The 23,242-nt window shown below is 43.6% G+C and carries 19 protein-coding genes; all 19 read right to left on the reverse strand.

Annotated elements, in window-relative coordinates:
- Window positions 1-17: 17 nt before the first annotated feature.
- Window positions 18-1,064 carry a sugar phosphate nucleotidyltransferase gene (locus T375_RS11825; protein WP_044938825.1) on the reverse strand — a complete coding sequence of 349 codons (1,047 nt, stop codon included), beginning with the start codon at window positions 1,062-1,064 and terminating at the stop codon, window positions 18-20.
- Window positions 1,065-1,069: 5 nt separating this feature from the next.
- On the reverse strand, window positions 1,070-2,236 hold the full coding sequence (locus T375_RS11830; RefSeq protein WP_044938828.1) for a LegC family aminotransferase: 1,167 nt from the start codon (window positions 2,234-2,236) through the stop codon (window positions 1,070-1,072).
- Window positions 2,237-2,247: 11 nt separating this feature from the next.
- A complete protein-coding gene (locus T375_RS11835) occupies window positions 2,248-3,228 on the reverse strand; it encodes an NAD-dependent 4,6-dehydratase LegB (RefSeq protein WP_044938831.1) in 981 nt (326 codons plus the stop codon).
- A complete protein-coding gene (locus T375_RS11840) occupies window positions 3,221-4,648 on the reverse strand; it encodes a capsular polysaccharide export protein, LipB/KpsS family (protein ID WP_044938833.1) in 1,428 nt (475 codons plus the stop codon). The genes T375_RS11835 and T375_RS11840 overlap by 8 nt, the downstream gene beginning before the upstream one ends.
- Before the next feature lie 2 nt (window positions 4,649-4,650).
- A complete protein-coding gene (locus tag T375_RS11845; RefSeq protein WP_044938835.1) occupies window positions 4,651-6,093 on the reverse strand; it encodes an oligosaccharide flippase family protein in 1,443 nt (480 codons plus the stop codon).
- Window positions 6,065-7,159, reverse strand: a complete 1,095-nt coding sequence (locus tag T375_RS11850) for a glycosyltransferase family 4 protein (RefSeq protein WP_044938839.1) — start codon at window positions 7,157-7,159, stop codon at window positions 6,065-6,067. The genes T375_RS11845 and T375_RS11850 overlap by 29 nt, the downstream gene beginning before the upstream one ends.
- Before the next feature lie 29 nt (window positions 7,160-7,188).
- Window positions 7,189-8,364, reverse strand: a complete 1,176-nt coding sequence (locus T375_RS11855; protein WP_049960426.1) for a glycosyltransferase family 4 protein — start codon at window positions 8,362-8,364, stop codon at window positions 7,189-7,191.
- The gene (locus T375_RS11860; protein ID WP_044938841.1) at window positions 8,351-9,733 is read right to left on the reverse strand and encodes an exopolysaccharide biosynthesis polyprenyl glycosylphosphotransferase; all 1,383 of its coding nucleotides are present in this window, start codon (window positions 9,731-9,733) and stop codon (window positions 8,351-8,353) included. The genes T375_RS11855 and T375_RS11860 overlap by 14 nt, the downstream gene beginning before the upstream one ends.
- 10 nt (window positions 9,734-9,743) lie before the next feature.
- On the reverse strand, window positions 9,744-12,605 hold the full coding sequence (locus T375_RS13345; protein ID WP_049960427.1) for a GH25 family lysozyme: 2,862 nt from the start codon (window positions 12,603-12,605) through the stop codon (window positions 9,744-9,746).
- A 23-nt stretch (window positions 12,606-12,628) separates the two neighbouring features.
- Window positions 12,629-13,210, reverse strand: a complete 582-nt coding sequence (gene rfbC, locus T375_RS11870) for a dTDP-4-dehydrorhamnose 3,5-epimerase (protein ID WP_044938844.1) — start codon at window positions 13,208-13,210, stop codon at window positions 12,629-12,631.
- A gap of 55 nt (window positions 13,211-13,265) precedes the next feature.
- Window positions 13,266-14,144: a glucose-1-phosphate thymidylyltransferase RfbA gene (gene rfbA, locus T375_RS11875; RefSeq protein WP_044938848.1), complete on the reverse strand. Its 879-nt coding sequence runs from the start codon at window positions 14,142-14,144 to the stop codon at window positions 13,266-13,268.
- Window positions 14,145-15,290 carry a UDP-galactopyranose mutase gene (glf, locus tag T375_RS11880; RefSeq protein ID WP_044938851.1) on the reverse strand — a complete coding sequence of 382 codons (1,146 nt, stop codon included), beginning with the start codon at window positions 15,288-15,290 and terminating at the stop codon, window positions 14,145-14,147. It abuts the gene before it with no gap.
- A 1-nt stretch (window position 15,291) separates the two neighbouring features.
- On the reverse strand, window positions 15,292-16,377 hold the full coding sequence (gene rfbB, locus T375_RS11885; protein ID WP_044938855.1) for a dTDP-glucose 4,6-dehydratase: 1,086 nt from the start codon (window positions 16,375-16,377) through the stop codon (window positions 15,292-15,294).
- A gap of 123 nt (window positions 16,378-16,500) precedes the next feature.
- Window positions 16,501-17,361 carry a dTDP-4-dehydrorhamnose reductase gene (gene rfbD / locus T375_RS11890; protein WP_044938858.1) on the reverse strand — a complete coding sequence of 287 codons (861 nt, stop codon included), beginning with the start codon at window positions 17,359-17,361 and terminating at the stop codon, window positions 16,501-16,503.
- Window positions 17,362-17,400: 39 nt separating this feature from the next.
- Complete coding sequence (leuA, locus tag T375_RS11895; protein ID WP_044938860.1) at window positions 17,401-19,086, reverse strand: 2-isopropylmalate synthase; 1,686 nt, start codon at window positions 19,084-19,086, stop codon at window positions 17,401-17,403.
- Between the two features lie 379 nt (window positions 19,087-19,465).
- A complete protein-coding gene (locus T375_RS11900) occupies window positions 19,466-19,732 on the reverse strand; it encodes an HPr family phosphocarrier protein (RefSeq protein WP_044938863.1) in 267 nt (88 codons plus the stop codon).
- A 20-nt stretch (window positions 19,733-19,752) separates the two neighbouring features.
- Window positions 19,753-21,102, reverse strand: a complete 1,350-nt coding sequence (glmM, locus tag T375_RS11905; RefSeq protein ID WP_044938866.1) for a phosphoglucosamine mutase — start codon at window positions 21,100-21,102, stop codon at window positions 19,753-19,755.
- 1 nt (window position 21,103) lies between these two features.
- The gene (locus T375_RS11910; RefSeq protein WP_049960428.1) at window positions 21,104-22,372 is read right to left on the reverse strand and encodes a CdaR family protein; all 1,269 of its coding nucleotides are present in this window, start codon (window positions 22,370-22,372) and stop codon (window positions 21,104-21,106) included.
- Entirely contained in the window at window positions 22,369-23,238 is an 870-nt protein-coding gene (gene cdaA, locus T375_RS11915) for a diadenylate cyclase CdaA (RefSeq protein WP_044938869.1), read from the reverse strand. Before cdaA ends, T375_RS11910 begins: the two co-directional genes overlap by 4 nt.
- Window positions 23,239-23,242: the final 4 nt, after the last annotated feature.

The raw sequence follows: 23,242 nt of genomic DNA on the forward strand, positions 1-23,242 counted from the left end.
ATAATCCTCTCTATCTATTATTTGTTAATTCCACGTAGGCGATTTTCCATCTTGCCAAGCTCGTCCAGCTGGCCCATGTCCATCCAAGTGTTTTCGTTGATTGGGTAGACACCAACCTTCTTACCATCGTCCTTCAAGCGGTTGATGATATCTGGGAAGCCGATGAATTCGTCATCGTTAATATAATCCAAAACCTCTGGCTCTACGATGTAGATGCCTGTGTTTGTGAAGAAGCTGAACTCTGGCTTTTCCTTCATATCGAGGATGTTGCCGTGCTCGCCAAATTCAACGACACCGTAGGCAACCTGGAAGTTGCGAAGTGAGCAAACCATGGTAATCATGTTGCCCTCAGCCTTGTGGTGAGCGTAAATCTTGGAATAATCTTCCTCGATAAGAATGTCGCAGTTTGTAAGGATGAAAGTCTCATTAACCTTGCCACGGAGAAGTGATAGACCGCCGCCTGTACCAAGTGGCTTGTCCTCATCCACATACTCGATTGTGTATGGCTTTTCAACCTCACCGAAGTACGACTTAATCATATTTTTCTTGTGATTAACTACAAGAATCATTCTGCCGATGCCATACTCTGCGAAGCTATCCATGATGAGCTCTGCAATAGGCTTCTCACCAACTGGGATAAGTGGCTTTGGCAAAATGCGTGTGTATGGGTAAAGACGAGTGCCCTTACCGCCTGCCATCATGACAACTGGGCAAGATAACTCGCTCTGCTTTTTATAATGATTTTCACTCCAGAAGACTGTGTCGATAACAACGCCATTTTCATCTACGATTGGCAAGCCTTCGATGTTGTGGCGGCGCAAGAAATCTCTTGCCTCCTCCTTTTCATCGGCCTTGAGGCTGCGTGGCTTGTAGTTTGCGATTGTGCGCACTTCATCATTTAAATCTCCGCCTGAGAGGATGAATCTTCTTACATCTCCTTCGGATAGTGCAGCAATCAATTTGTTATTGTCATCGACTATAAAGGCTGTTCTTCTGCCGCTGGCGTCAAAAGTACGCATAGCCTGAAGCACAGAATCTTCCTCATGTATAAATACATTTTCCATAAAATTTACTCCGCAAAAGTCTTTACCACGTCGAGAACGCGGCGTACGCCGGCCTCATCGAGGTTTGTTGAGCATGGTACGTTTACAACGCGTTTCCAGTACCATGGTGCTTTTTCAAGTTCGAATGTACGAGCTCCCTGATATGGAAGCTGATCTGAGATAAGTCCCCAGATTGGACGAGACTGGATGTGGGCCTCCTTTAATGCTTCGATGAGCTGGTCGCGGCCCTTCTCGTCATTTTCAAATACTACTGAATAGAACCAGTAGTTGCTGCGGATGCCTTCTCTGAAATCCTGAACGTGAAGTCCTGGCATCTTGTCGACTGCATCCTTGTATAAATGATAGTTTGTTGTCTTTGTCTTGATGAAATCTTCAAGCTGCTCTAACTGAGCCATTCCAAGTGCTGCCTGAAGGTTTGTCATTCTGTAGTTGAAGCCGATTTCATCGTGGATGAAGTTGGCCTGGTCTGCTTTGGCCTGAGTTGTCAAATGCTTTGCGTGAGCAAGAAGCTTCTCATCATTTGAAACAATCATTCCGCCACCGCCTGTGGTGATGATTTTATTTCCGTTGAATGAATAGCAACCCATATCACCGATTGTGCCGGCAAACTTTCCAGCGTACTTGCCCTCAGTGTAGTATGTTCCAAGAGCCTCTGTTGCATCCTCTACAACCTTGATGTTGTACTTTTCAGCGATTGGCATGATGGCTTCCATGTCGGCCATGTTTCCGAAGACATGTACTACTACCATAGCCTTGATGTGGCGGCCTGTCTGCTTGTCGATAAGCTTGCCATCTGTGAAGTCGCACTCTGTCTCGCAGAACTTCTGAAGCTTCACTGGGTCCATGCAAAGGCTATCATCGCAATCCATGAATACTGGCTCGGCGCCGATGTACTTTGTAGGGTTTACTGCTGCAATGAATGTAAGAGTTGGAACGATGACTGCATCTTCACGAGTAACTCCGCTGAGGAGTAAGCTGATGTGAAGGGCTGATGTACCATTCTGGGTGCTGACAGCACCTGGAGCCTTTACATACTCTGCAATCTTCTTCTCAAAATCTGAAACGTATGGGCCCGCTGTGGATACCCACTCAGTCTCTACTGCATCCGTAACATATTTAAGTTCGTTACCCTTCAAATTTGGAACAGATAACGCTATAAATTCATCTGACATTTCTATTACCTCTAAATGTTATATATATCTACCTTATACTTATCCATATTCTCACGTAAGAACGCGATGGTCTCCGCGAGACCCTGCTCGAATGTGTACTGTGGCTTCCAGTCTGTGAGCTCAAGGATTTTCTTGTTTGATCCAAGGAGACGGTTTACCTCAGACTTCTCTGGGCGAAGGCGATCTTCGTCGCATATGATTTTTGCATTAGGGTTGATCTGGCGGATGAGCTCCTCAGCGAGCTGTCCGATAGAAATTTCCTTCTGTGTTGCTATGTTGATTTCCTGGCCGATTGTCTTGTCGCTTTCGTACATAGCGATGAAACCGTGAGCTGTATCCTTTACGTAGTTGAAATCACGTGTAGGAGTGAGTGAACCAAGCTTGATCTCCTCCTTGCCAGCAAGAAGCTGTGTGATGATTGTAGGGATAACGGCACGTGCTGACTGACGTGGTCCGAATGTGTTGAATGGACGCACGATTGTAACAGGCAAATCGAATGAACGATAGAATGACTCTGCAAGTCTATCTGCACCGATTTTTGTAGCTGAGTATGGAGACTGGCCCTGGTATGGGTGCTTCTCGTCGATTGGAACGTACTGTGCTGTTCCGTAAACTTCTGATGTAGAAGTTACTAATACTCTGGCTGTGCCAAGGTCTCTGGCTGCCTGTAAAATATTAAGAGTTCCCTTGATGTTTGTGTCAACGTAAGCATCAGGGCTGTGATAACTAAATGGAATTGCAATAAGGGCTGCAAGGTGGAATACTGCATCGCATCCCTTCATAGCTTCACGAACACCATTAGGGTCGCGAACATCACCAGCGAATACCTCAACGTGATCCATAATATCCTTTGGAAGTGTGTCGAGCCATCCCCAGTTGTTGAATGAATTGTAGTAAACGAATGCACGAACTTCGTAGCCCTTCTTTACTAACTCTTCTACTAAGTGTGAACCGATGAATCCATCTGAACCTGTAACTAAAACTTTACTCATTTTCTTTTACCTCTAAAAAATAATCATACATAGACTTTGCTATAAGTGAAATGTTGTCTGGCTTTAAGCGGTCGGCGCTGAGCACGTATGTGTTGCCGACGCGAGCGCAGCTCATATAGGCTGCCAAATATTTGATAACATCCTCTCGAGATGGCTGTTTCCAGTTTGCCATGGCCTCAAGATAATTGTCATAAATATCTTCCATGCGCATAATGCCTGGTGCATTCTTGTAGAGAATGTCGCCACCCATGATGACTGGTCTGCGAAGAAGCATGGCTTCCTGACCAGCTGTGCCAGTAAGTGTTGCAACGCACTGGCAGTTTTTGATGAGTGCGAAGGAATCCTCCCATGGGTCGATAAGGACAATGTTTGGATATTTCTTCAGCTCCTCGTAGAAGCTATTATCCCTGCTGCCAAGGAATGAATAGTGCTCCTTTGCATAAATCAATGTGTCAGCTGGAACTGACTTGGCCAAATTGTCCAGGAAGAAAAGCTGCTTCTCATATTTCTGAGCGCAGACAATTGTGGATGCCTCTGGCTGAAGATGCAAAGGATAGTAAACAAACTTCTTTGATAAATCTGCCTTGTTGTAATACTTCTTGCTCTTTTTATATCTTCTATAAAATTTCCATGGATCAAAGGCTGTCTCGTAGTCCTTGTAGTACATGTAGTTGCCCTTGTCCAATGTGTGCGGATTGAAAAATCTCTGACGAATCCAAAACAGTGGCAAAATCAAAAAGCTTGGCTTGAACTTTGGCACCTTGCCGGAGAAGTTCATGAAGGCTGGCTTTGAATGCTTTTCCTCGAAGGAATTGAGATAATCCTCCGCCTGCTTTAGCTGCTCGTCAGTGTAGCTTCTGTCCAGATAATCATCTGGCATGTTGTAAATCATCTCGAATGGGTCGTTCAAGATGTAGTGATGAGTCAAATCCATTCCAACTGAACGCATCAGAAGCAGTGAATAGAACTTCGCTCCTGTCTTCTTTCCAACTAGGTATGCTGCATAGGTGAAAAGTGTGGCGATAACCTCATCAAAGTAAAAATCTATTTTGTATGTGGTGAACACATACTCCCAAAATGCAAACAAGCCGGCGGCTGTGTGCACGCAATAATCGTAATCTCGGTTGATTAAAAATCTATCTGTGTAGATGTATTTCCACATTGGTGCTGCATCGTACTTTTTCTCGTACTCGCAAAGCTTTTCCAAAGTGAATTCGTCCCAATGGGCGTTCATGAATTCTGAAAGAACCACAACGGTAACTGCATCGCCGTATTTGCTTTCAACGTACTGCTTCTCCTTGGAATCCAGCACAACAATTACGCCATTGGCCTCGCTATCGTGTTTTTCTTTTATATCCTTAAATATCAATGGAGTGTAGTCGAGGAAGGCCTCGCGCCCCATAAAACATAAGTTAAGCATTTTTATCTCCTAAAGAAAATTAACTTAGTAAGTATACCACAGACCACTAGTATGGTAAACAAAGCCAAAGCTGCGGCAACATAGATGTTTTCTATGAGCATGTAATAAAGCACGCCAGGGATGACGATGGCTAAAAGTGGTAGCCAGCTGTTGGCGAATAATTTCAAGAATGAGTAGTTGAACTTTCTTGAAAGCTTAATCATCAAAAGCAATGAATAAAGGGCGTAGCTCATACCGGTGCCGATGGCAACCATGTTGATGCTTCGCTCTACAAAAACAACCAAACCGGTTGAGAAAATCACATTGAAAATGCAAAGGGCAACTGAGTTTGCAATCAGTGATTTGTTTAGCTTCAGCACGCTGAAAATGTTTCCGAAAAGCATGGTTGTGGAATAGATTGCAACGCCGATGATAAGAATCTGAGTTGCAGGAGTTCCATCTGTGTACATTGGCATAAACATCTGCACGAAGATTGGCATGATGAAGAATACGCAAACACATGCTGCTCCGGAAATAACTGATGTAATGTTGGTGAAATAGCTGGCTTTTTCAAGGAGCTGCTTTTCATCTTTGTTGGCCCCATACAAATGTGAGACCTTTATGTAAAACACTTGGGAAATTGTCTGTGGAACCAGCACCATAGTGGTGAATCCCATCAATGGAACTGAGTAAACTCCCAAGTCGTCAGTAGTCAAAAATCCAAGGATAACGAATTTATCCACGCTTTGAACCAAAGTCCAAATCAAGCTGTTGATTAAAAGTGGAAGGCCGCCGATAATCATGGCTTTCATATATGAGAAGTCAAAGCTGAGGCGCACTCCCTTAAGTGCGTTCTTGCGGAACAGGATGATTCCAAGTAACGCTGATGACATTGTCATGGCATAAAGACCATAGTAGCCTACCAGGTTAAGTGCAGCAACGCCGATTCCAAAGGCAATGATTGTACGAAGCAATCCGATAGCTGCGGAATAATTGTATTTACCATTCATTCTGACTGTGGCGTTTGACATGTCGTCGAAGCTTTTCAGCAGAATCATGATTGGGCACATGGCGTAACCGAAGGCATAATATGCCTGATACTGATCAGCACCAACGCGGCCGCGATAGTAAAAGAAAACCCAGGCTTCAAATACCACAAAAATGATGAGGTAAACCATCAGCATGAATGTGGCTGCTGTGTTTTTCAGTTTATTTGCTGTTTCATAATCCTTACGGCCAAGGGCCTGAGGATAATCCCTGTTGTAGGCGTTGAGCACGCCGAACTGGGCGTAGTTCATATAGGTCTGGGCCAACAGGCAAGTGCTGTAGATACCCAGTGGTGTTACAGGAACAAGAGACTTTGAGTATACGCTGAAAATAAATGATATTCCCGAGCAGATAACTGTGGACATAGTCACTAATATGAAATCTGCGCTTTTAATTTTTTCTAGCAGTTTGGTAAGCATCCTCATAAATCTTCTTTACTTCTTCCATGTATGTTTCAAAATTATTTAAGTCTTTGGCACGTCTTCTGGCGCCATCAGACTTGATTCTGTATATCTCCTGATTATCCAGAAGTTCGTTGATATTGGAAACAAATGCCTCTCTATCCACAGGCTTCTTGTCTGTGCCGCATACTTTTCCACAATCATCATTTACGGTGGTGATAAGTCCACCAACCTTGCTGACAAGCACAGGCTTGCCAAAGGCCATAGCTTCCACAGCTGCCATACCGAAGCCTTCGAACTTGGAAGGAGCCACAAGAATCTTCGTCTGATTCATGTAGATGTATGGATTGTGCTGAAGGCCGACCATTGTTATATTGTCGGAAAGATTGTATTTTCCAATTAATTCAAGGCACTCGCTTCCTAAATCGCCACCACCAACAATGATGGCTTTCACATCAGGATGAGTTTCCTTGACCTCTTTAACAATTCTTACAAACTCATAAGGGTTCTTATCATCTGTAAGATATCCTACGAAAAGCAGGTCAGACTTGTACTTTTCCAGCTTTTCTTTTGACATCTCTGTGCCTGGTAAATATCCCTTTTCAAAAATCTTTACAGCGTTGAAGGGTGTGCCAAGGACCACAGTTTTACCTGCCATTTTGTCCTTGAACCATGCCTTCTCTTCCACGATTTTGTTTGGGATGATTATCTTTGTAAAGTTTTTACATGCTCCGCCGTAAATTACGGATTTAGGGCCAATTTTCTGAACCCATTTTGGCACCGAATAAATGTGGCTGATGATTGGAATAGTGTCCGTCACCTTTGTGCACATGAGGCTGCAGTCATATTCATAGGCATGAATGATATCTGGCTTTACCTCATCAATAGCCTCTTTAATAGCGTTTTCATCAACCTTTTCAACACCGATGTATTCGATGTCATGCTCTAATAGCTTTGTCTCAACAGAGCCTGTGGCTGTGAGATACACGCTTTGAATATCTTCTGGCATGGCGTTGATTATATTAATCGCCACATTTTCCATGCCACTGTAAGTTGATGATTTAGATACATGTAAAACTTTCATAGTACTTCTACCCCCGCAAAAAGTTACGTTTATAGGTTACTATATATTTCTTTCATTCTTGCATTCACGTGAACCTTGTCGAAATTTTCCATCACGGCTACGTTATGTGAACCCATGGCTCTACGGTCGATTTCGGCCTTTGCCATCATTCGATCAAGGGCTGTCACAAGTGTGGAAGCATCCTTGGAATCGAATAGATATCCGCCTACGCCTTCCTCAATCAAATCCACATTGCCGCGGATACGGCTGCAGACAACTGGCATGCCCACTGCCATTGCCTCCATCAGTGCAACTGGAAGGCCTTCCTGATGAGATGGGAACACGTAAATATCGCTGGCTGCAAATACATCTGCTACGTCACTTCTGAAGCCTAGCATCTGAACCTGCTCCTGAAGACCAAGTTCGTTAATCTTGTTCTGAAGCTCCTCAGCGATTTTGCCTCTTCCGGCGATGAGATATTTAATCTTGTAGTCTTTGCCGGCATCCTTCATCTGTTTCAAGGCTTCAAAAACCTCCATGTGGTTCTTACGAGGAATCAGCTCGCCCACCGACAATAAAACGGTTGTTTCATCATCGATACCAAGCTCTTTTCTGATTCTTTCGCGACCGTCTGCGCTAGCAACAAATTTGTTTGTATCAACGCCGGCGCCTGGTACGTAAACCACTTCCTTGGCCTTGAACTTTTGAGCGTTTTTGTAATCTTCCTGATTGATGGTTATCAACAGGTCGGTAAATTTACTACAGTACTTTTCCACATTGTAGAACACCAACCAGTTCTTAAGTGGTGCGCCTTTGAAGAAGTGGAAACCGTGTGCTGCGTAAATAACCTTTGTGCCGTAAAGCTTTCTGGCCTTTCTGCAGGCCAGGCGGCAGATAACTCCGCCGATTGGAGACTGGGTGTGGACAATTTCGTACCTGTTTGTCTCCACCTCGTGCTTTAGTTGCTTATATGCCTTGGAAAGCTCTGAAATATTAAAAATCTTTCTAAGGCTGGCTGTCTCAATCACGCGACAGCCAAGGTCATCAAGCATCTTTCTGCGAGCCTTCATAGCCTCTGGAGAAAGTGCGCTATCATCATCTGCCCAGCAGCAAGCTACGTCCACTGTGTAGCCAAGGTCCTGCAAAATCTTAATATTATCAATATTGAATTGAGTCACCATGTATGCAGTGTGTGCATGCATTAAAGCTTTTTTACTTGCGGACATTTGCATTAACCTCGCCTTCAGCAACACCTTCTGTGGCATCCTTTGTAAAGATAACACGAAGGGTCATAAGGATTAGCTGGATGTCCAAGAATACTGAACATTTCTCAACGTAAATCATATCCAGCTTGAGCTTGTCATAAGATGTGGTGTTGTATTTGCCGTAAACCTGAGCGTAGCCTGTAAGGCCGGCCTTTACGTGAGTACGGAATGCAAACTCTGGCACATCCTTTATGTATTCAGCAATGATTTCTGGACGCTCTGGACGAGGGCCAACAACTGACATCTCACCCTTAAGGATGTTGAAGAACTGTGGAAGCTCATCAATACGAGTCGCTCTTATAAAATGTCCGATTGGAGTGATTCTATCGTCGTTCTCGCTGGCAAGACGTGCCTTTCCATCCTTCTCCGCATCTGTAATCATTGAACGGAACTTCATGATTTTGTATTCTTTTCCACCGATAGTGCAGCGAGTCTGTTTATAAAAGACTGGGCCGCCGTCGTAATTGTGGATAAGTATAGCTGTCACAAGCATAACTGGTGAAGAAATAATAATTCCGATAAGTGAAATCACGATATCACCGAGGCGCTTGAGTGTAGCTGAAATGCCATCCATTCCAACATTCTTGCAAAGGTAAAGAGGTGTATCGAAAAGGTTAACCTCCTCAGCGCCCTTGATAAGGATGTCTGAAATCTTTGGTGTGAAATATACACGCTTATCTGTTGCGAAGCAGGCCTTTACAATGTCGTTTCGGATTTCCGATGGAACGTCATTTACAAGAACTGCGTCGTAGTTTTCAAGCTCACGGATAATCTTATCAAGTGGCTCCATGCAGCTCATTTCGCCAGTGATTCGATACTTGTCTGCACGACGATTCATCTTGCGAACAAGGTCGTTTTCGTATTCTCCGTAGATATTTAAAATTGTGAAAGGTGGGAACACTGCGCGATAAAGCTTTGTGCTGACATATGTGATCACAAGGACTGCAATAGCGTCTGCAATTGTAAGCACGATGATGTATGCCAATGTCATCCACATCAACTGCTTGATACGTGTCATCAAAATTACGATTACAAATTCAAGCATGTTTACAAGTCCCATGGCAATGGCCTGAGACATTGTGAGGATTGATATTCTTCCACTTCCGATGTTGAAGCCTTTGAATGTGTTAATCATGAGAACTGTCAAAACCACATAAAGGCCGATCATTAAATAGTTACCGATACTCAAGAATCGCTGTGACATAAGCATCTGTAAACGCATATACCACATAACGCCAAAGAGCGTGGCTAGTACTGCGACTAAAACCACGCTACTTACGAAGCGAAACATTCTTTTGCCAGTTTCTATATTTCTTACGTTTTGATTCATAATACTCCTACTAGAAACTCTTATTCATGTCTACATATCCCTTGATTCCTGGAACTGAACCCTTGCTAGAGTACTGCCACATGTTCTTTCTTCCTGAATATGTACATGATGTATTGTATTGTGCAATCCATACGCTGCATGAGCTTGGTACTGAATTTGCATCCATCAAGCTTGTCATCCAGTTCTTGCTGCAGTAAACGCCTGCCTTATAACCAGATGATTGAACTGTTGAAACGAATGCGTTAAGGATTGCCATTCGCTGAGCTGTTGAAAGTGAGCCCTGTCCACGAACCTTATCCTCCATATCGATGAAGATTGGGTATGAACATCCGCCTGCTTTCTGAGCCATCGCTACTGCCATTGATGCTTCCTGAACAGCCTCTGCCTCGTTGAGGGCAGTTGAGTAAATGTAAACACCTACGCTTACTCCGTTGGCCTTGGCTCCGGACATATTCTTGTAGAAATATGGATCCTCGTGGAGCTGTCCATCATACATACCTCTGTAACCGCAACGAACGATTGCAAATGAAACTGCTGACTTAGCCTGTGACCAGTCGATGTTTGCCTGATACTTAGAAACATCGATACCTGTTCCCTTGTTTGCTAAAACGCCATCTGTTCCAAAATCGTAGCTAACACCCTGGATTACCTGAGTGCCTGTTACCTTATTGCCGTTCTTGTCGAAGTAGTATGTATTGCCATCAATTGACTGCCAACCATAGTATGTATAGCTAGCTTCTTTGTAATAATACTTTTTGCCTTTTTCATAATCAGCAGCAGTTGCTTCCTTTGTGCACTGCTCATCAAGATAGAGCTGGTTGCCAGCTGCATCCTTAAGCTTTTCTGTAGAATCGCCTGAGCCGTATCCTGATACTGTGTATGTAACAGCAAGTGTGTTATCTGTTGCCTTGTCTGAGAATGTTGCTACACCCTTAAGTGTGTAATCTCCATCCTTTGTAACCTTGAAAGTACCGCTACCGTTTGACATTGTAACAGCTGTACCATTTACTGTGACGCTACCAACATTTGCTGAAGCCTTGATTGTGAATGTGCCAGCTGAGTAGCTCATGTCGAGGGTGGCTTCTTCTGTTGTTTTGGTAGTTGTTGTCTTTTTGTATGTGAATGTAACTGTTACATCACTTGTACCAACTGTACCCTTTACAGGTGTTGTTGATGTTAATGTATAACCACTGATTGTTTCTGCATTATATGAATAAGGTGCGCCCTCTTCTTTTGTCTCAGTGAATGCTTTGTAACCAGAAATTTCATTTCCTGATTCGTCTACATACTTAACAGTGATTGTATGCTTTGCTTTTTCAGCTGGTGTTGAACTTCCTGAACCTGATCCTGAGTTATCTGTGCTTCCACTTGTTGAACCTGAATTAGATCCTGAGTTATCTGTACTTCCACCTGTAGAGCCTGAATTTGATCCTGAATTATCTGTACTTCCACCTGTTGAACCTGACTCCGAACTTGAGCCCGAACCCGAGCTATTACCTGTATTACCAGCATTGCCTGTATCAGTAGTTGGTGTACCACCTGTTTCTGTATTTGAATCAGTATCATCAGCCTTATCCGTACTCTGACCGCCTTCTTCACTTACAGTAGCCACCTTTGTAGCCTTCATCATAAGAGCATCGATGTAATCAAGCTTGCTAGCTGCAGCTACATAGCCCTTTGTACGTAAGTATCTTGAAGCTGTCTTAACAACATCGTGTGTTACCTTTGTGATACCACCACTCTTTGCTGTTGCCTTGCTCTTGCTTGCTGTAGCTGTGCTCTTTGGTGCTGCGGCCTCGGCCTGCTTAACCTCACCTGAGCCGTTTTCAACCTTCTTAGATTCAACGTACTCAACTGTATCTGTAAGCTTGTTCTCTACTGGAACCTCTGCAGCGGCAGCCTTCTGTCCATCCTCAGAAGCCACATCCTTCTTAATCTGCTTTGTGATTTCCTTCTGAACCTTATACTCTACCTTGTCCTTTACATTAGCTGCAGTAGTGTATGTTACAGGCTCGTAGCTAACTTCTGTGTCCAAGTCGTTTACTAAGCAAAGTACATAGTCGCCGGCTTCCATATCTGTCTGAGTGATTACACCGTCCATATCATCATCTGTATAAACGATACCTTCTGCCTCATTAACAGCTACTGTGTAAGCCTGAACTGCTGTCTCTTTATCAAGATATAAAAGATACAATGGATCTGAGCTGATATCTCCAGTCTGAGTTTCAACTACATCACCGTTTTCATCTGTAACAGTGACTGCTGCGTTTCTATCCTGGAGGATCTGCATAATCTGGAATGAGTTAGTTGGTATTGTAACTGTTGCCTCATTGCTTGCAGTCTCTGTTGTATCCTCTGAAGTGTCTTCTGATTCTTCTGAATCATCCTTAGAGAAATCAATCTCTTCTCCATCGACTGGGAGGGCATCGCTTTCTTCCTCAGAACCTGTTTCCTCTGTGTCTGTTGAGAAGTCGTAATCCTTTGTGTACTCAGCAATCTGAGCGTCGATATCCTTGATAGCGTCAACATATGACTGAAGGCTTTCCGCATTTTCCTCAGTCAAAAGCTTTACTTCAAAAGGAATTCCTGTGATAGGATTGTCGTTCTCGTCTGAGATGTAGATTGTCAAATCCTTCTCTAATGATTCACTTGTTATTTTTACATTAACAAATTCTGGGATATAGACATCATTATTAGCAGCCTGCTCTGTGACCTCTACAACCTCAACTGGCTCTTCATCGTCAGTCACGAGATTATAAACGCCATAGCCGCCTGCACCTGCTGCTGTAACACCAACAGCACTGGCAACGGCGATACTGGCCGCCTTATGCGATGCTATAAAGAATTTCAAACTCTCCCATAATTCTTCCATTTTATAATTCTCCCAAATAAAACCTATGCGTTAATATTTCTCTCTGCGCAGTAATCCTTGAAAGATGCGTTTACCTTATCTTTGTCTGAAAGGATTAAATCTGCCTCAGTCATACCCTCTGGGATTGGCCACTGAACAGCGATATCTGGATCGTTGAACATAAGACCGCCCTCATCGTTTGGATGATAGAAATCAGTAACCTTGTAGCAGAACTCTGCATAGTCGCTGACTACTAAGAATCCGTGAGCGAATCCCTTTGGAATCATGAACTGCTTTTTGTTCTCCTCTGAAAGAAGAATTCCGTAGTGCTTTCCAAATGTAGCTGATCCCTGGCGGAGGTCAACTGCTACATCATAAACTTCACCTTTGATTACACGAACAAGCTTGTCCTGTGGGAAGTTCTTCTGGAAGTGAAGGCCACGAAGCACACCCTTCTTGCTTGCAGACTGATTGTCCTGTACAAAGACGTAATCAAGACCTTCTGCCTTCATATCATTTTCGTTGTATGTCTCCATGAAGTAACCACGCTCATCACCAAAAACCTTAGGAGTGATAACACAAAGGCCTTCAATACCATTTACGTTCTTTTCAACTGTAATTGCCATTTTCTTTATCTATACTCTTTCTAATTTTTTTGCTTGATAGTTACAAGCTAGTTTTTTACAATCCGTTACTAACGTCTACTAAATATTTACCATATTCTGTCTTCATGAGTGGCTCAGCGAGCTTGAGGAGCTGCTCCTTGTTGATGAAGCCACGCTTGAATGCGATTTCCTCGATGCATGATACATACATACCCTGGCGCTTCTGGAATGTGCTGACGAACTCAGCAGCTGCAAGAAGCATGTCGTGGTTTCCTGTATCAAGCCATGCAAATCCACGGCCAAGTGTCTCAACGTGAAGATTTCCACGGTTTAAGTATTCGTTGTTAACAGCTGTGATTTCAAGCTCACCACGTGCTGATGGCTTGATAGTCTTTGCGATTTCTACAACTGAGTTGTCGTAGAAGTAAAGACCTGGAACTGCGTAGTTGCTCTTTGGCTGAGCTGGCTTTTCCTCGATAGAAATAGCTACGCCGTTCTCGTCGAACTCAACAACGCCGTACTCTCTTGGGTCACGAACATAGTAACCGAAGATTGTAGCGCCTGGCTCTGTCTCTGTACGGTGTGCCGCTGTCTGAAGCACCTTTGAGAATGACTGGCCATAGAAAATGTTATCGCCGAGTACAAGTGCTACAGCATCTTTTCCGATGAAATCTGCGCCGATGATAAATGCCTCAGCAAGTCCGTTTGGCTGCTCCTGAACGGCATACTGAATATCCATGCCAAGCTGGCTACCATCACCGAGAAGCTCCTTGAATACAGGAAGATCTCTTGGTGTAGAGATGATAAGAACCTCACGGATGCCTGCAAGCATAAGTGTAGACAATGGATAATAAATCATTGGCTTATCATAAATTGGCATAATCTGCTTAGAGATAGCTTTAGTTAATGGGTATAATCTTGTGCCGGAACCTCCAGCCAATATAATTCCTTTCACTTAAAATTCCTCCTTTACGCAATCCAATGCAGCCATTACCACCTTGTCCATATCGTAGTATTTGTACTGACCAAGACGGCCTCCGAAGATAACACCTGACTCGCTTGATGCAAGCTTTGCGTAATCCTCGTAAACTGCATTATTTTTATCGTTGTTTACTGGGTAGTATGGCTCAACGCCTGGCTGCCACTCGCTTGAGTATTCCTTTGAAATGATTGTGGTTGGCTGTGTGCCAAACTCAAAGTGCTTGTGCTCGATAATACGAGTGTAAGGCACATCGGCTGCAGTGTAGTTTACAACTGCGTTGCCCTGGTAGTTGTCACAATCGATTTTTTCCGTCTCAAATCGAACTGAGCGATATTCCAAATCGCCATAGCAGCTATTGTAATACTCATCAATCTGGCCTGTGAAAACAAGCTTATTCCAAGAAACCTGGCTACCGTCATTGAGAGTTCCCTCTGTAGACTTTGGTGCGTTTTCTACGCCGCCAACCATGTCGAAGAAATCCTGCTCAAGCACAACATCTGCGCCCTGAAGCATCTTTTCAACGATCTGAGTGTAACCGCCCATTGGGATTCCCTGGAATCTATCGTTAAAGTAGTTGTTGTCGTATGTAAATCTAAGTGGCAATCTCTTGATGATGAAAGCTGGAAGCTCGTCGCATGGACGTCCCCACTGCTTCTGTGTGTAGCCCTTGATGAGCTTTTCATATACATCTGTTCCTACAAGAGAAAGTGCCTGCTCTTCCAAATTCTTTGGCTCTGTGATGTTAAGCTCCTTGATCTGATCTGCAATCTTGGCCTTAGCCTCTGCAGGAGTCTTGATGCCCCACATCTTTGAGAATGTGTTCATGTTGAATGGAAGATTGTAAAGCTCGTCGCCATAAACGGCAACTGGGGAATTGATGTAGTTGTTGAACTCAGCGAACTGGTTCATGTATTCCCAAATCTTTTTGTCGCTAGTGTGGAAGATGTGTGCGCCGTAAACGTGCACATTAATTCCATCTTCTTCTTTTGTATATATATTTCCGGCTATGTGGTTGCGCTTGTCGATTACTAGAACCGACTTGCCTCTTTTCATAGCTTCGTAGGCGAAGGTTGCACCAAACAACCCTGCGCCTACTACTAAATAATCATATTTTTTCATATTATTTTCCTGAATACATATCTGTATAGTATTTCTGGTAATCACCGCTTGTTACGTTCTTCATCCACTCCTCGTGCTCGAAGAACCACTTGATTGTCTTCTTGATGCCTTCTTCGAAGCATGTCTCTGGATACCAGCCTACTGCAGCCTTAATCTTGTCTGGAGCGATAGCGTAACGACGATCATGTCCCTTACGGTCTGTAACGTACTTGATAAGGTTCTCAGATACGAGCTCCTTACGTGGATCTCCCTCTGGAAGCATCTCCTGAAGTGTATCAAGGATGATGTGGATGATCTGGATGTTCTGCTTCTCGTTGTGTCCACCGATGTTGTATGTCTGGAAGAGTTCACCCTGCTCCTGAACCATATCGATTCCCTTAGCGTGATCCTCTACGTATAACCAGTCACGTACGTTCTTTCCATCACCGTATACTGGAAGGTCCTTGCCCTGAAGCGCATTGTTGATAATAAGTGGAATGAGCTTCTCTGGGAACTGGTAAGGGCCATAGTTGTTAGAGCAGTTTGTAATGTTTGCAGGGAACTTGTATGTATCCATGTAAGCCTTTACAAGCATGTCTGATGAAGCCTTTGAAGCTGAGTATGGTGAATGTGGATCGTATGGGCTTGTCTCATAGAAGAAAGCGTTGTCATCATCTGGAAGTGATCCGTAAACTTCGTCTGTTGAAACGTGAAGGAACTTCTTGCCTTCCTTGAATGTGCCATCTTCAAGCTCCCAAGCTTCCTTTGCACAGTTAAGCATTACAGCTGTACCAAGTACGTTTGTCTGTACGAAAACTTCCGGATTCTTGATTGAACGGTCAACGTGTGACTCAGCTGCGAAGTGAACAACTCTATCGATGTCGTTCTCAGCAAAAATCTTGCGGATAGCTTCCTTGTCGCAGATATCAGCCTTTACGAATGTATAGTTATCGCGGTTTTCAACGTCCTTGAGGTTCTCAAGGTTACCTGCGTATGTAAGCTTATCTACGTTGATGATACGGATTTCATTATCATATTTCTTAAACATGTAATGAATGTAATTTGAGCCGATGAAACCAGCTCCACCAGTAACTAAATATGTTCTCATTTTAATCTCCTTTTTGGCGGGCAAATCCCCTAGGTATTCTATGATATTTGCCCGATTTAAATCACATTAATAATAATATATTTATTAAACGCGTGAAAAAGGTTTCATGCGTCCATTAACGGTTTATGCGAGGTATTCGCGGAGGGCGTCTTTCCAGTCGGCCATCTTGTAGCCGCTTGTAAGACGAAGCATGTAGTTGTCGAGGATGCTGTAGTGAGGTCTGTCGGCACTAGCTGGATTCATCTTTTTGTACTCCTCGCTAGTAACGTGGTTGACCTTTACATTGATGCCCTTAAGCTTGAAGATTTCCTCTGTGAAATCTGCCCAGTTTGTGTCACCTTCACATGTGCCATGGAAAATACCATAGTTTTCTGTAGGCTCAAGGTGATGAATCATGCGAGCAAGCTCTACTGCAGATGTTGGCGAACCAAGCTGGTCGCAAACAACTGAAAGCTCGTCATGTGTCTCAGCAAGAGAAAGCATAGTCTTAACGAAGTTCTTGCCATCGCCGTAAAGCCAAGCTGTACGTACGATAAACCACTTGTCTGCAAACTGCTGAACGAACTTTTCACCCTCGTATTTTGTCTTGCCGTAAGCACTGATTGGTGCTGGCTGATCAAACTCTGTGATAGGCTTTGTTGCATTGCCTGGGAAGACATAGTCTGTGCTGACATGCACAAGCTTTGCTCCAACCTTTGAAGCAGCGATAGCCAAGTTTCTAGGGCCAAGTGCATTAAGCTTGTAAGCAAAATCCCAGTCCTTTTCACAGCCATCTACGTTTGTAGCTGCTGCGCAGTTGATGATGACATCTGGCTTCTTATCTTCTACGAAGCTAAGAACTTCTTCCAAATCCATAATGTTGAGTGGAGAAATCTTTTCTCCCTCTACTACGTCTGTGAGTATGAACTCTACTTCATTTCCATACTCTTTCTGAATGGCACGTCCAAGCTGGCCGTTGCATCCTGTTACTAAAATCTTTCTCATTTTATTTCCTCTTTAACTTTATGCAAATTATTTGCTATTTTAAATGTCTTTAGCTTTCGCTATAAGACGATTATAAGCACTAAACATACTGCGAATTGAGGCACGAGTAATATTTGAGCTTACGCCAACGCCAAATGTGGTGTTGCCATGACGCTCGTCGCGCATCTCGATGTATGCTGCAGCCTTTGCTCCAGAACCCTGTGCTTGAGCAAGTGTATGCTCGGTGTAGTCAATAAGTGAGAAGTCAAGCTCTGGTACGCACTGCTTAATTGCAAGCTTAACAGCATCGATAGGACCGTTTCCTTCAGCCTCTGAGTGGAATTTCTCTCCGTGGTAGCTGAAGTCAAGAATAGCAACTGTATCGTCAGTATCCTTGTCGTCCTTGATAACAACATATTCCAGTGTGAGTGGCTCCTTGTTTTCCAAGTACTGAGACTTGAATGCCTCCATAATGCGCTGAGGTGTAACCTCGCCGCCCTGCTTTTCTGAAATATACTGAACAACATCAGCAAATTCACGCTGCATCTTCTTTGGAAGCTTGAAGCCGTAAACTGTATCCATAACGAAAGCAACACCGCCCTTTCCAGACTGGCTGTTGATACGAACCACTGGCTCGTACTTTCTTCCGATATCGGCTGGGTCGATTGGAAGATATGGGACCTCCCAATACATATTCTGGCGACTGCGCATTGCAGAAACGCCCTTGTTGATTGCATCCTGATGTGAACCAGAGAAAGCTGTAAATACAAGCTCGCCTGCATAAGGATGTCTTGCATCGGTAGGCATCTTTGTGACTCTCTCACATACCTCCACGATTTCTTTTATATCATCAAGCTCAAGCTCAGGATCAACACCCTGAGAGAACATGTTGTAAGCAATTGTAAGAATATCTACATTACCTGTACGCTCACCATTTCCAAGAAGTGTACCTTCCACGCGGTCTGCACCGGCAAGAAGGCCAAGCTCTGTAATAGCAACGCCTGTACCTCTATCGTTGTGAGGATGAATTGAAAGGATGATGTTATCTCTGTCTTTGAAGTGCGTGCTCATCCATTCAATCTGGTCTGCATAAACGTTTGGTGTGTTCATCTCTACTGTGGCTGGCAGGTTGAAGATGATAGGTGCATCTGTTGCATGATCCCATGTATCCTGAACAGCTGTACAAATATCAAGGGCGAACTCAACCTCAGTGCCTGTGAATGATTCTGGTGAATATTCCAGCTGAAGGTTGCCGTTGTAACGGTCAAGTCTGTCCTTTACCATCTGTGTGCCTGCTTTGGCAATTTCGATAATCTCGTCTTTGTCTGCATTGAAAACCACATCTCTTTGAAGAGTTGATGTGGAATTGTAAATATGGAAAATAACATTTGGTATTCCCTGAATAGCCTCGAATGTGCGGTCGATCAGTTCCTCGCGACACTGAGAAAGCACCTGCACCTTAACGTCTGAAGGGATTTTATTTTCCTTAACGAGTTGTCTTAAAAAGTCAAATTCTATTTGGCTTGCTGCAGGGAAGCCAATCTCGATTTCTTTAAAACCTAATTTTAGTAGGAGGTCGAATAGTTCCATTTTTTCGTCGACGTTCATTGGTTCGACGAGGGCTTGGTTGCCGTCACGTAGGTCTACTGAGCACCAAATTGGAGCTTTGGTAATCTGCTTGTTAGGCCATGTACGCTGTGGAAACTCTAACACTGGGTTTGCTTTGTAACGCTTGTAGTTCAACATTATTCTTCCTCCTAGTCTTGTATCTCGCATGCCCCAAAGACTTTCTCTCGCTTGTTATGTTCTACTTTAGTTGGTTTCTCGCCTGTTACTATCACAAGCATGATGAATTCTCCGGTCAACAAAAGCGGATACTCGCCCATGCAAATTGCTATCGCAATGGGCTCGTCAGGTTCTCGATTTGCTTAGCAAATCAAGAAATTTTTCCCTTGAGAATTATCATAGCTTGTTATAGACAGGCTATTTTAACCTATGTGTCAAACATAAAAAGCTATTTTTACTCTTAGTGCATGCTACTTTTTGTCTATGAATGAATCTGTTGAACAAAACCATTTGATTGGATTGTTCTTCAGATCATTAACTTGATTAACTCAAATAATAACTATTCTCCGAGTCCTCCCTCGATAGAATTGACGATATCCTCCAAGGCTGCGGCTTCGTCCTCGCCATCGCAGATGATAGTGATTTCTTCGCCGGCTTTGACGCATGCTCCCAGCACTCCTAGTACTGATTTCGCATTCGCCTCGTAATGATTATCAGTTGTGAATGTAACCTTAGAAGTATATTTCATGGCAGTCTCGCATAAGACCCCTGCCGGTCTTAGGTGCAAGCCTGTTGCATTAACAATCTTTACTTTTCTTGAAACCATATCAAATATCCTAGTTTAGTTTACAACATTGTGTTAGTAATCAATTCAGCCAATGCGTGTGCATCTGCATCGATTTCTTCCTGATTCTTGCCTTCAATCATAACACGAACGAGTGGCTCTGTGCCTGATGGGCGGATGAGTACACGTCCTTCGCCAGCGAACTTAGCCTCAAGCTCGCCGATTGCCTTTGCAATTTCAGGATACTCCATGTAGCTTTCTTTCTTGTGGTTTGGCACCTTTGCATTAACAAGTGCCTGAGGTAATACTTCCATAATAGAAGCAAGCTCAGAAAGTGACTTGCCTGTCTCCACAAGAACTCTGAGTAAGTGAAGGGCTGAAAGAAGTCCATCACCTGTAGTGTTGTCATCTAAGAAGATAACATGTCCACTCTGCTCGCCGCCGATATTATAACCGTTTGCAAGCATATTTTCCAAAACATATCTATCGCCAACCTTTGTTGACTCAACATTGATGCCCTGTTCCTTTGCCATCAAAGTGAATCCAAGGTTTGTCATTACTGTAACTACACATGTGTTTTTCTTAAGTGTGCCCTTATCCTTCATGTGTTTTGCGCAGATAGCCATAACCTGATCGCCATCAACAAGACGTCCCTTTTCATCTACAGCAAGCATTCTGTCGGCATCGCCATCAAATGCAAGACCGATGTTAGCATTCTCTGCAACAACACGAGCCTTAAGCTCATCCATGTGTGTACTTCCGCAGTTTGAGTTGATGTTTGTTCCGTCTGGATTGTTGTGGATTGTGATAAGCTCTGCGCCCATCTCTGAAAGGCAAGCAACGCTAGTTCTGTAAGAAGCGCCCTCTGCACAGTCGATAACAATCTTTAATCCTGACAAATCCATAGGTACTGTCTGCTTTAAGAAATCAACATACTCACGGCCGAGGTCGAATCTGAAATCTACCTTTCCGATTTCTGCGCCTGTTGGAAGGCTGATGCCCTTCATATCGCTTTCGATGAGCTCCTGAATTTCGTCCTCAAGTGCATCTGAAAGCTTGAAGCCTTCGCCATTGAAGAACTTGATTCCGTTGAATTCCATTGGATTGTGGCTGGCAGAAATAACAACTCCCGCATCTACCTTGTGCTTACGTGTCAAGTAAGCGATTGCTGGTGTAGGAAGAACTCCTACGTAAACTGCATTAGCACCAACTGAGCAGATACCACTCATAAGTGCTGAAGCAAGCATTGTTCCTGAGATTCGTGTATCGCATCCTACGATGATTGTAGGCTGATGTGATGCTTCTTTTGTAAGTACATAAGCGCCTGCCTGGCCCAAAGCCTTTGCAAGCTCAATAGTAAGTTCTGAGCCAGCAACTCCTCTGACTCCGTCTGTTCCAAATAATCTTCCCATATTACTCCTCTGAATCTTCTGTTGCCGCTGATGTATCTTCAATAACGGTAACTGTCACCGATGTATTTTGAATGGTGACCCCTTCAATATTTTCAAACTGAACCACAACTGTCTGTGATTCCCCAACTGTAAGGTTGGTGCAGTCAATTGTGCCTTTGATGCTGCTTGCATTCAAAGCTGAAAGTGCATCGGATGTACCGAATACATTGACTGTCACTGAAGAAGCATCCAGTGAAACTGCAAGCCCTTCAGGAATGTTTGTAAGTGAAATGTTGTCTGCGCTGACTTCTGCTGTGGAAGCTGTTTCGCCAGACATCAAAACATATATTGTAACCTTTGATGACGAGCCATCTGCCAAAGTAATGCCTTCAGGCATGTATGATGAAATATCTACCGTGGTGGTAAATGAACCAGTCAAATCTGAAAGGTTGATAACTGTATCAGGTATTGTGATTGAAGTGACATCATTAAGGGCTGTCGCCTCTCCCTTTATACCAACTGATGAAGGATCAGTTTTAATGGAATCAAGAGTCAGGCTACTATCAAGCGTGCCGCTTGTCTTGACTACTAAATCCACAGTTTTGATATTAGAGAAGGTAACACTAACACTAACTGTAGACACCGAAAGCGTAAGTTCCTTTGAATCCACTTCTTCGCCTTCAGAATCATAGAACTTAGGAATAACACTTTCTGTGAAGTTGCTTGTAACACCAGTGATGTTTGCTGAAGCAACTACTTTATCAATTGTAGAAACCACATCCTCAGGACCGGTAACTGTGATAACAGTAGGGCTGCTTGTGACAGAATCCACCGTCAGGCCTGTTTCAATTGTACCTGTAGTCTGCGCTTCGATAACAAAGCGTTCTGTCTGCTCATCCTCAAGAACTACATATAGGTAGTTTTGCTTGCTTGAGATGGTGATGTAGTTTGCATATGATTTTGCCGCAATTGTGACAGGGATACGCTCCTCATTTTCCAGACTGTTCATATCTGCTGTAGCAGAGAAATCTGAAGGAGAAAGCTTTTCAATGATGGAACGCTTTGCAGTAACTCGGAAGCTGACTGTGTTGACGCCATCCTTTATTTCATAAAGCTTTCCTGCCTCCTTTAGGACATCTGCATTGGTGACTGTAACAACAGCCGTGAATGTCCTAGTCTGGGTTGGGTCGTCGATATTTACAACAACCAGCCAAAGCAGGAAGGAAAATACTACTGCTAAAATCTTAAGTCCTACGTCCTTTGTAAGGGCATTAATAATTTTTTGCTTCATGCCATACCTCCTTCCGAAGTATTGGCTGTGCCGTCCTCTTCAACATCAGGATTCTGTATGCGCTTAAGCTCTGCAATAAGCTCATCCTCCTTGACGTCGCGAACGATGCGTCCCTCTCTTGCGTATGATACTGTTCCAGTTTCTTCTGAAACAACAATTGTAAGGGAATCGGAAACCTCACTGATACCAACAGCTGCTCTGTGGCGAGTTCCCAAATCCTTTGATAAAGCCATATTGTCAGAAAGAGGAAGGTAGCAAGTTGCAGAAACAACTCTGTCTCCTCTGACGATAACAGCACCATCGTGAAGTGGTGTGTTTTTCTCGAATATATTGATAAGGAGCTGTCTGGTTACGAGAGCATCCAGACTGATTCCTGTTCTTTCGAATTCTGTAAGCTGCATATCATTTTCGACAACGATAAGTGCACCGGTTTTAACTGCGCCCATTTCGTAGCATGCAGAAACCATACCGGTGATGGTTGAGTCGTCGAATTTCTTAGCACCTGGCTTGAGCAAGTTCCAGGTGAAAAGGGAAGTAATTTTTCGTCGACCGATTTGCTCCAATGCGCGACGAAGCTCTGGCTGGAACACTACAATCAACACTGTGACAGCAACTGAGACTAATTTCTCGCCCAACCAGAGGATAGTGTTCATCTGGAAGATCGCTGCAAGCACAAAAAACAGCATGATAAAAATGACGCCTCTGATAAGCATCCAAACCCTGCTGTTTTTCACCCATACCAATAAGTGATATACGAAGTATGCAATTATGAAAATTTCAATTACATCTGTAATGGAAACATCTGGAATATTTACATTGAAATAATCATCGATGAAGGCATCTACAGCATTGACAAAATCAACCAATGAT

Source organism: Pseudobutyrivibrio sp. LB2011, from assembly GCF_000701765.1.
Lineage (GTDB): Bacteria > Bacillota > Clostridia > Lachnospirales > Lachnospiraceae > Pseudobutyrivibrio > Pseudobutyrivibrio ruminis.